This window comes from Stenotrophomonas sp. YJH_SMC_4 (assembly GCF_059371575.1).
Window position 1 is genome coordinate 16,222 of sequence record NZ_JCAFUR010000025.1, and the last position, 14,521, is coordinate 30,742.

14 protein-coding genes are annotated in these 14,521 nt (G+C 66.2%); 6 read left to right on the top strand and 8 right to left on the bottom strand.

The genetic code is table 11. The features are described from left to right. Window positions 1–25 precede the first annotated feature (25 nt). Genes AC5P9F_RS19085 through AC5P9F_RS19095 form a run of 3 tightly spaced genes read left to right on the top strand, consistent with a single transcriptional unit; the run spans window position 26 to window position 1,857 of the window. Complete coding sequence (locus AC5P9F_RS19085) at window positions 26–1,066, top strand: ribonucleotide-diphosphate reductase subunit beta (RefSeq protein WP_099498068.1); 1,041 nt, start codon at window positions 26–28, stop codon at window positions 1,064–1,066. Window positions 1,067–1,091: 25 nt separating this feature from the next. After that, window positions 1,092–1,559, top strand: coding sequence for a flavodoxin (locus AC5P9F_RS19090; RefSeq protein WP_005413718.1), 468 nt, complete (start codon window positions 1,092–1,094; stop codon window positions 1,557–1,559). Continuing rightward, complete coding sequence (locus AC5P9F_RS19095) at window positions 1,531–1,857, top strand: thioredoxin family protein (RefSeq protein ID WP_005409967.1); 327 nt, start codon at window positions 1,531–1,533, stop codon at window positions 1,855–1,857. The genes AC5P9F_RS19090 and AC5P9F_RS19095 overlap by 29 nt, the downstream gene beginning before the upstream one ends. 113 nt (window positions 1,858–1,970) lie before the next feature. Here AC5P9F_RS19095 and AC5P9F_RS19100 read toward each other — a convergent pair whose 3' ends face one another. Next, window positions 1,971–3,302, bottom strand: coding sequence for an Nramp family divalent metal transporter (locus tag AC5P9F_RS19100; protein WP_099498067.1), 1,332 nt, complete (start codon window positions 3,300–3,302; stop codon window positions 1,971–1,973). 117 nt (window positions 3,303–3,419) lie between these two features. Between AC5P9F_RS19100 and mntR the strand changes: the two genes are divergently transcribed. Continuing rightward, window positions 3,420–3,890: a manganese-binding transcriptional regulator MntR gene (gene mntR / locus AC5P9F_RS19105; RefSeq protein ID WP_005413716.1), complete on the top strand. Its 471-nt coding sequence runs from the start codon at window positions 3,420–3,422 to the stop codon at window positions 3,888–3,890. A 40-nt stretch (window positions 3,891–3,930) separates the two neighbouring features. Here the strand turns inward: mntR and AC5P9F_RS19110 are convergent, their stop codons facing one another. The 4 genes from AC5P9F_RS19110 to fabR all read right to left on the bottom strand — a co-directional run bounded on the left by AC5P9F_RS19110 (window position 3,931) and on the right by fabR (window position 10,311). Continuing rightward, on the bottom strand, window positions 3,931–4,479 hold the full coding sequence (locus tag AC5P9F_RS19110) for a thioredoxin-like domain-containing protein (protein WP_005413715.1): 549 nt from the start codon (window positions 4,477–4,479) through the stop codon (window positions 3,931–3,933). Then, on the bottom strand, window positions 4,469–6,628 hold the full coding sequence (locus AC5P9F_RS19115) for a TonB-dependent receptor plug domain-containing protein (RefSeq protein WP_099498066.1): 2,160 nt from the start codon (window positions 6,626–6,628) through the stop codon (window positions 4,469–4,471). The genes AC5P9F_RS19110 and AC5P9F_RS19115 overlap by 11 nt, the downstream gene beginning before the upstream one ends. A 260-nt stretch (window positions 6,629–6,888) precedes the next feature. Beyond that, the gene (locus AC5P9F_RS19120; RefSeq protein ID WP_239502353.1) at window positions 6,889–8,868 is read right to left on the bottom strand and encodes an autotransporter family protein; all 1,980 of its coding nucleotides are present in this window, start codon (window positions 8,866–8,868) and stop codon (window positions 6,889–6,891) included. A gap of 786 nt (window positions 8,869–9,654) precedes the next feature. After that, window positions 9,655–10,311 carry an HTH-type transcriptional repressor FabR gene (gene fabR, locus AC5P9F_RS19125; RefSeq protein ID WP_005409961.1) on the bottom strand — a complete coding sequence of 219 codons (657 nt, stop codon included), beginning with the start codon at window positions 10,309–10,311 and terminating at the stop codon, window positions 9,655–9,657. A 92-nt stretch (window positions 10,312–10,403) separates the two neighbouring features. Between fabR and AC5P9F_RS19130 the strand changes: the two genes are divergently transcribed. Together AC5P9F_RS19130 and AC5P9F_RS19135 are read left to right on the top strand one after the other, a co-directional pair. Next, complete coding sequence (locus AC5P9F_RS19130; RefSeq protein WP_033833196.1) at window positions 10,404–11,474, top strand: ferredoxin reductase; 1,071 nt, start codon at window positions 10,404–10,406, stop codon at window positions 11,472–11,474. An 11-nt stretch (window positions 11,475–11,485) separates the two neighbouring features. Then, window positions 11,486–12,634, top strand: coding sequence for a fatty acid desaturase family protein (locus AC5P9F_RS19135; protein ID WP_005413710.1), 1,149 nt, complete (start codon window positions 11,486–11,488; stop codon window positions 12,632–12,634). Window positions 12,635–12,639: 5 nt separating this feature from the next. Here AC5P9F_RS19135 and AC5P9F_RS19140 read toward each other — a convergent pair whose 3' ends face one another. The 3 genes from AC5P9F_RS19140 to AC5P9F_RS19150 are packed head-to-tail and all read right to left on the bottom strand — an operon-like array spanning window position 12,640 to window position 14,176. Next, entirely contained in the window at window positions 12,640–12,975 is a 336-nt protein-coding gene (locus AC5P9F_RS19140; RefSeq protein ID WP_005409958.1) for a tetratricopeptide repeat protein, read from the bottom strand. Continuing rightward, window positions 12,975–13,550, bottom strand: coding sequence for a flavin reductase family protein (locus AC5P9F_RS19145; protein WP_005413709.1), 576 nt, complete (start codon window positions 13,548–13,550; stop codon window positions 12,975–12,977). Before AC5P9F_RS19145 ends, AC5P9F_RS19140 begins: the two co-directional genes overlap by 1 nt. Next, window positions 13,547–14,176 carry a superoxide dismutase gene (locus AC5P9F_RS19150; RefSeq protein WP_109337297.1) on the bottom strand — a complete coding sequence of 210 codons (630 nt, stop codon included), beginning with the start codon at window positions 14,174–14,176 and terminating at the stop codon, window positions 13,547–13,549. Before AC5P9F_RS19150 ends, AC5P9F_RS19145 begins: the two co-directional genes overlap by 4 nt. Between the last annotated feature and the right edge of the window lie 345 nt (window positions 14,177–14,521).

Here is a 14,521-nt window from a genome sequence, read left to right on the forward strand (position 1 = left end):
AGAAAGAGAACGAAGGCAGAAAACCATGGCAACTCCCCTCGACCGCATCAAGATCCTCGAACCTCGCCATCCCAACCGCAGTACCGGCATCATCAACGGCCAGACCAGCGGCATCCTCAACTGGAACGACATTCCTTATCCGTCGTTCTATCGGGCCTACAAGGAACTGTCCACCAACTTCTGGATTCCCGACGAGGTCGACATGAAGCTGGACGCTCGCCAGTACGGTGAGCTGAACGCGCGCGAGAAGAACGCCTACGACTCGATCATCGGCCTGCTGGCCACGCTGGATTCACCGCAGACGCGCTTCATCTACAACGTCGCGGAGTACATCACCGACCCGGCCGCGCACGCCAATGCGGCGATCATCGGGCAGCAGGAAGTGATCCACAACGAGAGCTACAGCTACGTGCTGGCCTCGATCACCGACCTGCCGAACCAGAACCGCATCTTCGAGATCGCCCGCACCCACCCGACCATCATCAAGCGCAATGCACCGATCATGGGCGCGTATGACGACTTCATGCGCGAGAAGACCGCCGAGACCCTGCTGAAGTCGTTGATCCAGTCGTCCATCCTGGAGGGCATCAATTTCTATTCCGGGTTCGCGTACTTCTACAACATGGTGCGGCAGAATCGCATGAACGGCACCGGCAAGATCATCAGCTTCATCAACCGCGACGAGCTGGCGCATACCAAGTTCATCAGCGAGCTGATCCGCGCCATCATCGGCGAGAACCCGGAGCTGCAGACCAACGAGTTGACTGCCTATGTGCACCAGTCGTTCGAGCATGCCATCGAGCTGGAGACGCAGTGGTCGTCGGAGGTGCTGGATCGCATCGACGGCATCGACGTGGACGAAATGGTGCGTTACGTGAAGTACCGAGCCAACAAGATGGCCGGCATGCTCGGCATCGAGCGCCTGTACAGCGACACCACCGACAACGTGATGCCGTGGATCAAGGCCTACGCCGACAACTTCACTGAAACCAAGACCGACTTCTTCGAGATGCGCAATGCAAGTTACAAGAAGACCAACGTCGACAACGGCTTCGACGACCTCTGAGCCCAGCGCCGCGCTGAGCATCCTGGTGGTGGTCGCCTCGTTGAGCGGAAACACCCGCGAACTCGGCCGGCAGATCGTCGAGCGCTGCCGCGCCGCCGGCCATGCGGTGCACTGGCAGGAGGCCGACGACCTGCGCCAGGCGCCGCCACTGGCGGCCGACGAGGCCGACCTGGTGCTGCTGGGCTGCTGGACTGACAACGCCGGCCGCACGCCGTCGGAGATGAAGGCGTGGGTGGCAGGTATTGCCGAACGCGGCGAGCGGCCGCGGCAGCTGGCGGTGTTCGGCACCGGCGAAACGCAGTGGGGGCAGGAGTACTACTGCGGCGCCGTGCACCGCCTGATCCGCTACTTCCGCAGCGACTATCCGCCGCTGGAAATCGAACAGATGCCGCATGGCCAACGCCATGCCGGGGCCATCGAGGCCTGGACCGACGCGGTCCTGGCCCACTATTGGAGCAACACCGATGCAGATCATCGACGCCACCACGCCTGAGCAGTTCCAGCAGCTGCTGGCCGAACACCCGCGGGTGCTGGTGGATTTCCACAAGGACCAGTGCCCGGGGTGCCGGATGCTGGAGATGTCGTTGCACCGGGTGGCCAACAGCGTGGCGGGGCAGGGCACGACCCTGCTGCGCGTGCAGCTGGAAGTGCTGGGTGAGGCGTTCTTCAGGGAGCTGGGGCTGCGGCAGACGCCGACGCTGTCGCTGTTCCGTGACGGTGACGAACGTACGCGCCTGGCGGGGTTCCAGTCGCCGCAACAGATCGAGGCCGCGATCGCGTTGCATCTGTAGCGTGGAGATGGTGGGGTCGGATCCCTTGCCAGAGGCAAGGGCTCCGGCCCCGCATCGTGTAAAGGCATCCACGCATGGCGTGGATCTACCGGGTCCAACCCCTGGATCTGGCATCACCCGCCGCTGAAGGTATCCACCAGCAGCTTCACGTTCAATACCACGATCACCAGCGCGATCACCCAGGCAATCGCACCCAGCCAGCGCGGTGCGACCAACGCGCCCATCGTCATCTTGTCGGTTACGATCCGCACCAGTGGGATGATCGCGAACGGCAGCTGCATCGACAGCACCACCTGGCTCAGCACCAGCAGCTTTACCGCGCCCTGGTCGCCGAACAGCATGATCACCACCACCACCGGAATGATTGCCAGTGCGCGCGTGATCAGCCGCCGCAGCCACGGCGGCAGGCGCAGGTGCAGGAAACCTTCCATCACGATCTGGCCGGCCAGCGTGGCGGTTACTGTCGAATTCAAGCCCGACGCCAGCAGGGCCACTGCGAACAACGTCGCCGCCGCGCCCACCCCCAGCATCGGCGCCAGCAGCTGGTGGGCCTGTTCGATGTCTTCCACATCAAATCGGCCATTGGCATGGAACACCGCCGCCGCCAGGATCAGGATGCTGGCGTTGATGAACAATGCGAGGGTCAGCGCAAGGGTACTGTCGGTCACCGCCCAGCGCAGCGCGCTGCGACGGCCCTCATCGGTGCGCGGGTAGGCGCGGGTCTGCACGATGGACGAATGCAGGTACAGGTTGTGTGGCATCACCGTGGCACCAATGATGCCGATCGCGATATACAGCGCGTGCGGATCAGTCACCACCTGCGCGCGCGGAATGAATCCGCCCAGCACGTCCATCACCGGCGGTGCGGCCAGCGCGATCTGCACCATGAAGCAGCCGAAGATCACCATCAGCAGCGCGATCACGAAGGCTTCCAGCGCACGGAAGCCGCGGTTCATCAGCAGCAGTACCAGCAGCGTGTCCAGGGCGGTGATCACCGCGCCCCACAGCAGTGGCAGGTCGAACAGCAGCTTCAATGCGATCGCGGTGCCGATCACTTCGGCCAGGTCGCAGGCGATGATCGCCGCCTCGCACAGCGCCCACAGCGCCAGGTTCACCGGCTTCGGGTAACGCGCGCGGCAGGCCTGGGCCAGGTCCATGCCGGTGGCGATGCCGAGCCGCGCCGACAGCGCCTGCAGGATCACCGCCATCAGGTTGGAAATGAGGATGACCGACAGCAGCAGGTAGCCGAAGCGCGACCCGCCGGCCAGGTCGGTGGCCCAGTTGCCCGGATCCATGTAGCCGACCGAGATCATGTAGCCGGGGCCGAGGAAGGCCAGCAGGCGGAACCACCAATGGCCCTTGTCGGGCACCGCCACCGAGGCGTTGAGCGCGCCCAGGCTGGCCGGAGTGGAGGCCGAAGGGTCGCGGGGTGCCAGGGTGTTCATGGGTCCGAATATAGCTCCGGCTATAGTCATTAGCAATGTGAAACAATCGTCTTTATCGCGTTACTGGTCCAGAATTCAGGTTCAACACCGGATCACCCCGGAAGGACAGGCGCAGGCGTGGGCAAGACCGACGATTCGACATCGCTGAAAAGCACCCCCTTGATCGAGGCCGAGCGCCAGGTCGAGAGCTTCCGGCAAGTGCGCGAGGCGCACCGGATGGAGCTGGTGGAGGACTATGTCGAGCTGATCTCGGACCTGCTGGCCGACGGCGGCGAGGCCCGCCAGGTCGACATCGCCACCCGCCTGGGCGTGGCCCAGCCCACCGTGGCGAAGATGCTGCGGCGCCTGGCCCGCGATGGCTGGGTGGTGCAGCGGCCGTACCGCGGCGTGTTCCTGACCCCGGAAGGCGAGGCGCTGGCCCATGCCAGCCGCCAGCGTCATCAGACCGTGGAGCGTTTCCTGCTGGCGCTGGGCGTGGACGCGGATACCGCGCGGCGCGATGCCGAGGGCATCGAGCACCATGTGAGCGAGCAGACGCTGGCGTTGTTCGAAGCGTTCGTGCGCAAGGCCGAGGGCGGGGCGCCGTAACGGTAGCGCCGGGCCATGCCCGGCGGCATTTCGCGCGACCCTACAATCCAGGCGGGCAGCGTGCCTGTTCCTGCGCGCACGCCCGTTTCGTCCATTCCTTCAACACCGGCTGCAGGCCTTCATAGCGCCGGCCTTGCCAGCCATTGGCCAGCACCGTGCCGTCGGCATTGATCAGTACCAGATTCGGCGGTGCCAGCCCGGCCATTGCCTGCAGCGCCGGCATGCGCGCGGCGCGGCGTGGGTCCAGTACCGGCCACGGCATGTCCTGCGTGTGCATGTAGCGGCGCAATGCAGCGTCGCTCTCATCCAGGCTGACGTACACCACTTCGGTATCGGCGCCGGCCTCGCGCAACGCGTCGCGCACGCTGCGCAGCGTGGGTACGAAGGCATGGCACGGTGCACACCAGTCGGCGCCGAAGTACAGCGCCACCAGTTTCGGCGGCGGCGTCCACTGCATCGGTCGCAGCGAGCGCTGTTCCGGCCGCATCAGCGAGGCCGAAACCTGTGCGTGCAGGTCCGCAGCCACCGCCGGTGCGGCCAGCAGCGCGGCACAGGCCAGCAACAGCGCTCGCAGTGCTTCAGAACGCATAGCGCAGGTTGACGTACCACGAACGCGCGAAGCGCGGCCCGTAGACATAGTCGCTGTCACGCAGCGCGCCCATCTCCAGATCCTTCTGGCGCTGATCGAACACGTTCTTGACGCCTGCGGCTACCGACACTTCCTGCTGCGCCTGCGCGCCCAGATGCCGGTGCCAGCGCGCACCAAGATCGGTGACCAGGAACGAGCGCGTACGGTGCAGCTCGCCCAGCCGGTTGTTCAGCACCGCCATCGGGCCGGTGTGGCGCAGCGCGACGAAGGTTTCCCACGGCTCGGCGGGCATCCAGCTGAGCTGGGCCAGGCCGGTCCAGCGCGGGGTCTTCAGGTAGTCGCGGCTTTCGATCACGGTGTCGCCGCCATCGCCGGTGTCGTCGAAGATGCGCTGCGGTTCGCGGAAGCGTGAGCGGTACCACGAGGCACCGGCGGTCAGGCGCCACTGCGGCGACGGCTGCCAGCCGAGGTTGGTTTCCGCGCCCAGCACGTTGGAGCCGGAGGCGTTGTAGCGCAGCTGGCTCAGCTGTCCGTCATCGCCACGCTGGATCTCGCCCAGCGCGAAGGTGTCGCGGATGCGTGCATAGGAGGCCGTGGCATCCCAGCTCCACACCGGATTGGCCGGGTCCGAGCGCCAGTCGAAGCCGAACAGGGTGGTCAACGCGCGCTCTTCCTTCAGGCCGTCGGTGTTGCGCACGCGCACCTGTTCGCCACCCAGCGTGTCGACATGCACGTCCTCGACGAAGATCTCGGGAGCACGGAAGCCGGTGGCGATGCCGGCACGCCACTTCAGGTTGGGCGTGGCCTGCCAGGCCAGCGCGATGCGCGGCGAGAACACCGCGCTGTCCAGCTCCGAACTCTTGTCCACGCGCGCACCCAGCACCAGGTCGACGTTGTCGCGCAGGCTCCACTCGTCCTGGATGAAGGCGCCCAGGTTGTGGAAGGTCGCATCCTCCAGTACCGCAAGACGCTGCCCGTCACCGGTGCGGTTGTCGTCGCGCAGCACCTCGTGCTTGTACTGCACGCCGAAGGCCAGCGCGTGCGCACCCAACCGCCAGTTCAACTGGCTGTCGATGTAGTGCAGCGGGTTGTGGGTGCGGCCGTACTGGCGCCACGAACGCGAGGCCGCGCTGCCGGCCACGTTCGGGTCCAGCTGCGACGGGTCATAGCCCGGCGCGGACGGATCGGTGACTACGTCGCCCAGACCGCCATAGAAGCTGTCGCGGTCAATGTCGGCGAAGGCGTAGGCCAGGCGGAAATCGACGTCGGCATTGATTTCCTGGTCCCACGACACGCTGCCGCGGCGGTATTTCGTATCCAGCGATTCGGCGATGTTGGCCAGGTATTCCGGCTGGTCCAAGCGGTTGCCGCCACGCCGGGTTTCATCGGTCACCTGCAGGTCCAGGCGCAGCCGCGTGCCCGGCGTGGGGGCGTACCAGGCCTGCAGCCCGCCGACCTTGAGGTTCTTGCGTGTGATTTCGGTGTAGCCGTCACCGTTGTAGTCGATGCCGCTGTTCCAGTTGCGCTGGGCAATCACCGACAGGCCGGCGTCTGCTTCCTTGGCCACCAGGTCCAGCCGCACGTCGGCGTTCTTCTGCGGCGTGCCTTTCAGGACATCCACGCCGGCCTGCACATGCCCACCGCTGCGCGCCGGCAGCGGCGGAATGAGGTTGATCACACCGGCAACCGCACCCGGGCCATACAGCGCCGAACCACCGCCCTTGACCACTTCGATGCGGTCGACGAACCCGGCCGGGATCTGTTCCAGGCCGTACACGCTGCCCAGCGTGGACAGCAGCGGGATGCCATCGAACAACAGCTGGTTGTAGGCACCGGGCAGGCCCAGCAGCTGTACTTCGCTGGTATTGCAGTTCTGGCAGTTGCTTTCCACGCGCAGGCCGTTGATCAGCTCTGCGGCGCGCGAGAAGTCGGTGGCCGCGCGCAGCGCGATGTCTTCCTTGCGCAGCACTTCGGTGCGGATCGGCACGTCCGACAGCAGGCGTTCGCTGCGGGTGGCGGTGCTGACCTTGACCTGCACGCGGTCCAGATCGGTCGGCTTCGGTGTGGCGGCGAGTACGGGCAGTGGCAGGGTCAGGGCGATGGCGGCGGCCATGGGCAGCCGATGGAAGAGGGGGGTGGCAATGGGCATGAGGGCGTCGTCCTTGGGAGAGGAAAGGCGGCGAGGGCGACCTGGTCGACGGGTATGAAAGCAGAGGGTTATAGATATAGCAAATGCTATATAAATAAGTCAGTGCAATCACGAAGCCGAAAGCGGGATCAGAACATCGCGGACGACAGTGTTATAACATTACAAGTAAGCGCCAGAACCCTGCCGGATGTCATGCCCGGCAGGGTGCGAGGGGACTAAAGGAATTCCGCCCCAGGCCTGGGCCCGGGGCGGCGTTGGCCTTACCAGGCGGCGCGCAGGCCCACCTGGGCACCATGGTTGCGGTAGCCGCTGTCACCGCGCTGCACACGCAGGTCACCCCATGCGCTCCAACGTTGGCCCAGCTGCAGCTGGGCACCGGCCTGCACTTCGTAGCGGTTCTCCGGCGTCTTCGCGCTCAACGACTCGCTGTTGAAGCGCATGGCCTCATCGCGCTGGCCACGCAGCCAGTTCGCCGCAAGGAACGGCTGCACGCGGTTGCCCTGCAGCGTGCTCTGGCCAAACAGGCGCAGGCCGAGGCGGCTGTTGAGGCCGCCGCCGCGACCATCCTCGACCGTGGTGCCATTGTTTTCGACCAGACTGTCACCGTCGTAGTCGGTCCAGGTCAGCTGCGCCTGCGGCTGCAGGTACAGCGTGCTGGCCTCAGTGCTGCGGATGGCCCAGGCATAACCGGCTTCCAGCGATGCACTGCGGGTCCTGGAGTCGTAGGTCTCGCGGGCGATGCCTTCGCCCTGCACTTCGTTGTCGAAGCGCGCCGCCTGCAGCCAGCCGTCCACATACAGGCCGGCACTGCTCTGTGCATCCTGCACCCAGCCCAGGTAGACACCGGCCGACTTGCCCTTGACCTTGCCGCGGGTGCCATAACCGCTCAGCGTCGACACCGCCTGTGTGGTCGCCTCGCCGGTGCCGAGCATCACGCCGACCTGGCCGCGGCCATCGCCCCAGCGCCAGACATCGCTGCCCAGCTGCAGGGTATTGATGTGGGTACGGGCGTCGACCTGGCCGGCCACGTTGGCCTGCAGCTGGTCACGCCCGGCGCGCACCCAGGTACCGATGCGGGCGCGGTCGAAGCCGGGCTCGCCGCGGTCATGGCGGCGTAGCTGGAACATCTGCACGGCCGCGGCCTGGTTGGCCAGGTACGCGCCCGGCTCCGGACGCAGCACGGGGACCGGATCGACCGGATCGGTGGGATCGACCGGGTCCACAGGGTCGACCGGATCCACTGGATCCACCGGCGTGCACTCCGGCAGCGACGGATTGATATCGCACGGATTGCCGGTGTAGGCCGAGGTCAGGTACCAGTTGCCGTTGGCGGCGCCCGGCGATCCCTTGTGCAGGAAATACTCGTACATGCCGCCGATGGCGCGGCCCTGCAGGGTGAATCTGCCATTGCTGGCACCGTCCACCTGCACCAGCGGAATGCCGTTGACGGTCTGCGCGCCAGCACCGGCAATGTTGTTGACGGTGACCTGGGTGGTACCGCTGGTATCACCGGTCACGTGCATGCGCGAACTCGCTGCGCCGTCGCCGGCCAGCACGGTGTTGAAGTGCAGGGTGCCGCCATTGCCGCTGTAGTTGCCGTTGACGGTCAGCTGCGGATAGGCCGCGGTACCCGCTGCACCGAGGAAGATGTTGCTGCCTGCACCCAGGGTGAGGTTGCCGGTGTTGCTGTCGCCGGACAGCGTCCAGCGACCGCCCTGGTCGACGATGACGTCGGCCGGGCCGAGGATGCGGCCGGTGAGGTCGAGGCCGTCGAGGAAGCGCAGCGTGCCGCTGGCGGTATCGGCAATGGTGATGTCGCCCTTGAGCGTGGAGGTGCGGGCGGTGAGGTCGAAGTGGGCGTTGTCGCGGGTAGAGATGATGACGCCGTTGCTCCCCACCAGAGTCGCATCATTCTGTATCAACAGCGTATCCGGGCGGGATACAGAAGGCAGATGAGCGCCGAACAGAATGGCGCTGCCGTTGCTTGCTTCGACGTGTGAACCATCAACCATCACGCCCCAGTCGGCGAGATTCTCTTCGATGGTTGGGCTCGAGATGATCAGGATTCCAGCTGTGGCTCCGTTGACCGTCGAGCCATTGCGCAGCGAAACGGAGCCCGCACCGACAGAGACCCCATACGTACCGCCGGAAATGGTCGAACCGTCTACATCAGCGTAGCCGCCGGCGAGCACCTGCAGTCCGATGCGTGTGGAAGTGAGCGAGCTGTCGATCAACGACACTCTGGGGTAGGGGCGTCCATTGCCATCGACAGCGCCTGATCGTGCCAAACCAAGGGCCGGGCCGGTTGTGGCGCTCAGCACCGAATTGCGGAAGACCGCTGTTGAGCTCCGTACGAAATTGCCTGTGGTTGACGTGAAGCCAGCACCATCTGCGTTGATGATTGTCTGGTGTGTGCCGCCTGCAGAGAACGAGTCCAGTGCGCCCATGCGGGCGCCCAGAACATTGGCGGTTCCTCCATGGACGGAGAGATTCTGTCCCTCGAAGGCACTTCCTGGGGTAATGGTGACGGTCTGGCCTGGGCCGACGTCGACAGCATTTGCGGTGCCCATGGCGGCGAGCATCAATGAGCTGGCTACGGCCAGACCCAACCGCGAACGGACAAACGTGGAAGGAAACTTCGGCGTGAACTGCATCATGCGCATGGGTGTTTCTCCTTGAAGCTCATTGGGGTGGGACCTGCATCCGCAGGGCCGGAGGCGGCACTGTGCGGATCGGGTCTTGCCTGGGCCATGCAATTAATCTGAAACGACTGCAGCGGCACGTGCCGGGTTCAAACCCCGTTCAATAACTCACCAAACTGAATGGAGCGCGCGGTCTGAATAATTCAGCGTGCGTGAGATCTCAGTGAATGGCGCGTGCAGGATGTCCAACCTGCGCACTCGCGACACAGTTCTGTGATGGCGCCCACGGTTCACCGGCAGGGCGGTGCTGTGGGAGGCTGGAGTCGGGGTGGTGTGGGGCAGAGCCCTTTCCTGCGGAAAGGGATCCGGCCCAGAGGAGCTTGATCAGCCGCGGCGGAACGCGGCGGGGGTGCGGGCGCCGACGATGATCATGCGGATCATCGTGGAGATCTGCTCGACCAGTTCCGGATCCTTCTCCGGCGGCAGGTCCATGGCGGTGGCGCCCATCGCGAACACCAGCCGGGTGATGGCCTTGGCCACCAGTTCCGGGGCATGCAGTACGGCGCCATCCAGTGCGGCCAGACGCACCAGGTCGTGCTGCAGCTCTTCCTCGAAGTAGTGCAGTTCGCGTTCGACCGCGTGCTTGAAGTCGTCCGAGCCGACCGCGCCTTCGCGCAGCAGCACGTGCAGCAGCTTGTCGTCGGCGCGCAGCTGTTCCATGAAGGTCTCCACGGAAACGCGCACCACGCTGGTGGCGGTGGAGGTGGCGCGCTGCCGGGCCTCGCCGATGATGGTGCGCAGCGAGCGGCCGGCGGCGTCGATCAGCGCCACGGCCAGTTCATCCATGTCGCGGAACTGACGGTAGAAGCTGTTCGGCGCGATGCCGGCCTCACGTGCCACTTCGCGCAGGCTGAGCGTCGACAGGCTGCGGTGCGGCCCGATCAGTTTCAGGGCGGCGGCCAGCAGATCCTCGCGGCTCACCGTACGGCGGGCCGGGCTGTTGGCATCTTCGGGCGTCGACAAGGCGGTGGCGGCGGCCATGGGGGTTCCGGTGGGGCGAGGCTGAATCATACCCAATCCGGTTCAATATACACATGTATACACAGGTGTATGTGCGCCCGTATAGTTCGCTCATGAGCGCTGTCGTCCGTCCGTCCCTGTTCTCTCCGTACCGCTGGGTCTCGCCGTCGCTGTTCGATTTCTGGGCGGGCCAGCTCAATCCCCTGTGGACCCTGCGTGAGCCGGTGGCCCGCCTGGTCCGGCGTGAGCCGGCCGGCGAGGGCGCGGCGACGCTGGTCCTGCGCACCAACCGGCACTGGGCCGGCATGCGTGCCGGCCAGCACGTCACCCTCGGCGTCGAGATTGAAGGACGCCTGTGGCAGCGCAGCTACAGCCCCACCGCACTGGGTCGGCGCGAGCTGGCGATCACCGTCAAGGCGATCGACGGCGGCCGGGTCAGCCAGCATCTGGTCAACCACGCGCAGCCGGGCGAACTGTTCCGCCTCGATGCCGCCTTCGGCGAGTTCCATATGCCGGCCGCGGCGCCGGTGCTGCTGCTGGCGGCCGGCAGCGGCATCACGCCGATGCGCAGCCTGTTGCGCGACGCCTGCCAGCGCCCGCTGGCAGCGCCGGTGGACCTGTTCTACTGGGAGCGCACCGCCGCCCATCTGCAGTTCCGTGATGAACTGCAGGCGCTGGCCGCGGCCCATCCGAACCTGCGCGTGCACCTGCTGACCACCCGCGAGGGTGAGGTGCCGGCCGCGCGAATCGATACCCATGATCTGCAGGTGGCCGGCGATGACACGCCGCTGGCGCAGCGCCATGTGCTGGCCTGCGGCCCGGACGGCTTCGTTGCTGCCGCGCGTGAGCGCCTGGCGCACCAGGTGGCTGGCTTCCAGGCCGAAGCCTTCACCCCGCCGGCGCCGCTGCGCGATGCCAGCAGCGAAGGCGAGGTGTCGCTGACGCTTGCGCGCAGCGGCCGCCAGCTGAGCGTGCCGCGTGGCCGCTCGCTGCTGGAAAGCCTGGAAGCCCATGGCATCAAGCCCAAGCATGGTTGCCGCATGGGCATCTGCAACACCTGCACCTGTGATCGCGTCAGTGGCGCCACCCGCCATCTGCGCACCGGCGACCTGCAGTCCGAATCGGCACAGCCGGTGCGGATCTGCGTGAGCGCACCGACCACCGACCTGACTTTGGATCTCTGAGGACGCCTGCCATGACCCGCGCTACCGACCGTGCCCTGAGTACTGCCGAGATGCATGCCTTCGGTGAGGAACTGGACGCGATCCGCGACCGTGTGATCGGCAGCCTCGGCGCCTCCGATACCCGCTACATCCGCCGCGTTGCCGCCGCCGTGCGCTGGTTCGGCGTGGGCGGCCGTGGCCTGCTGTTCCTTGCGGCGTTCTCGCCACTGTTCTGGATGCCGCTGCTGTGGCCGGCCGCGATCACCGGCACGCTGCTGCTGGCGCTGTCGAAGATCCTGGAGAACATGGAGCTGGGCCACAACGTCATGCATGGCCAGTTCGACTGGACCGGCGACCCCAAGCTCAACGGCAACACCTACGAGTGGGACATCGTTGCCACCGCCGACAACTGGCGCAAGACCCACAATTTCCGCCACCACACCTACACCAACGTGCGTGGCATGGACGATGACATCGGCTACGGCCTGCTGCGCATCTTCCCGGAACAGCGCTGGAAGCCGTTCTACCTGCTGCAGCCGATCATCGCCCCGATCTTCGCGCTGCTGTTCCAGTGGGGCGTGGCCGCGCAGGACCTGCGGCTGGGCCGTTGGCTGAAGGGTCGTATCAGCGGCCGTGCGATGTGGATGCAGACCCGCCCGGTGGCGCGGAAAATGGCCCGCCAGGTGCTGAAGGACTACGTGTTCTTCCCGCTGCTGGCCGGCCCGTTCTTCCTCACCGTGATGCTGGGCAACATGGTGGCCAACGGCCTGCGCAACATCTGGACCTACGTGATCATCTTCTGCGGCCACTTCACCGCCGAATCGGAAACCTTCCCGAAGGAATGCCTGCGCAATGAATCGCGCGGCCACTGGTACCTGCGCCAGCTGCGTGGATCGTCCAACATCAGTGGCGGCTTCCTGATCAACGTGCTGTCGGGCAACCTCAGCCACCAGATCGAGCACCACTTCTACCCGGACCTGCCGGCCAACCGCTATGCGGCCATCGCCAAGGAAGTGAAGGACATCTGCCGCCGCTACGGCCAGCACTACAACAACGGCTCGCTGCCGCGCCAGTTCGGCCAGGTGGTCTGGCGCATCCTGCGTCACGCGTTCCCGAGCAAGCCGCGCCGCCTGCCGATGTCGGACATCATGTCCGCACCGGCATCGGCCAACGCGGGCTGATCGACTCAGCCCGCTTTCGCCAGGTCCGCCTGCTCGCGGTCCAGGCGTCGCAGGAACACCTGCATTTCCTTGCGTGCCTGCTGGTCGCCCTTGCTGCCGGCCACGCTCAGGCCGCGTTGCCATGCTTCGCGCGCCGCCTGCGGCTGGCCACTGGCCAGCCAGGCCTTGCCCAGCAGCTTCCACGCCGCCGAGTACTGCGGATCAAGCACCACGCAACGGCCCAGATGGGTGGCCGCGCGCACCGGGTTGCCGGCATCCAGCCAGCCCTTGCCCAGGCCGAAGCGCAGCAGCGCGCCGTCCTTGCCGGCGGCGAGCATGCATTCCAGAGCTTCGATGTTCATCAGCGCACCTCCACCAGCAGCTCGGCCGGGCCTGGCTGGAAGCGGCCGCGATGGAACAGCAGCGGCGCGCCGCCGTTCTCGTGCACGTCGATGATGCGGCCGGCCAGCAGCAGGTGATCGCCCACCGGCCACTGTGCGTGGCGGGTACAGGTGAGATGGGCGACCGCACCGGCGATGCGCGGTGGGGCGTCCTCATCGTCATCCAGCAATGCCAGGCCGTCGAAGCGGTTGCGTACGTGCGGATCGGCAAAGCGCCGGGCCAGCGCTTCCTGGTCGGCCGCCAGCACGCTGATCGCAAAGCGGGTGGCGCGCTGGAAGGTGGACAGGCTCTGCGCGTGCAACGCCAGGTTCCACAGCACCAGGGGCGGCTGCAATGACACCGGCACGAACGAATTGATGGTCAGGCCGATGGGCTTGCCCTGCGCATCGCGTGCGCAGACGATGGCCACGCCGGTAGGAAAGTGGCCGAGCAGCCGCCGCAGGGCACGCGGCGGCATCTCGACCGACGGCACCGGGGCCGGGGCGGGGAACACCCCCGCCCACGGCCCGGCGTACGGCAGTGTCTCGCCGCTCATGAGGCCCTGGCCTGGCGGTAGCGCCGGCCGACCTCGGCCCAGTTGATGATGTTGAAGAACGCACCGATGTAGTCCGGGCGACGGTTCTGGTAGTGCAGGTAGTAGGCGTGTTCCCAGACATCCAGTGCGAGGATCGGGCTGTTGCCGGACAGGCCCACGGCTGCACCCATCAGCGGGCTGTCCTGGTTGGCGCTGCTTTCCACCTGCAGGCGGCCATCGCGATCGCTGGTCAGCCAGGCCCAGCCGCTGCCGAAGCGGGTCTGCGCCGCCTTGGTGAAGGCGTCCTTGAAGGCATCGAAGCCGCCAAGATCGCGGTCGATGGCGGCGGCCAGCTCACCATCGGGTGCACCACCGTGGGGGCTGAGCACGGTCCAGAACAGGCTGTGGTTGGCGTGGCCACCGCCGTTGTTGCGGACCGCGCCACGCTGGGCCTCGGGCACGGCATCCAGGTTGGCGATCAGCGCCTCGACCGGCTGCTCGGCGATGCCGGCCTGCTCGATGGCGGCGTTGAGGTTGTTGACGTAGGTCTGGTGGTGCTTGCTGTGGTGGATCTCCATCGTGCGCGCATCGAAATGCGGCTCAAGGGCGTCGTAGGCGTAGGGGAGCGGGGGAAGCGAGTACGACATCGAAGCAATCTCCGTGGGGAAGGCCAGAGGGCTGGCCGTGGGGAGATCGTTATCGCACCTCAACATTGGTTGAGGTCAAGGGGCGGGATTGAAATGCGTGCGCGTTCATCGCTTTGATTCTTCCTGGTAGGCAGGGGCTGATGGGTCAGCGCAGGACACGCCGTGAACCCATCCATGGGGGCTCGATGGCGCCATCCATGGCGCCAACGGTCCTGCGCTGACCCATCAGCCCCTGCAGGACAGCTCCCTGCGCTTGCGCGGAGACGGAGTCAAAGGCAGGAGCAGGAGCGGCATGGTAGTGCCGGCGGCTGGCCGGCATGCGGGCAAGGTCGGGTTGCCGGCCAG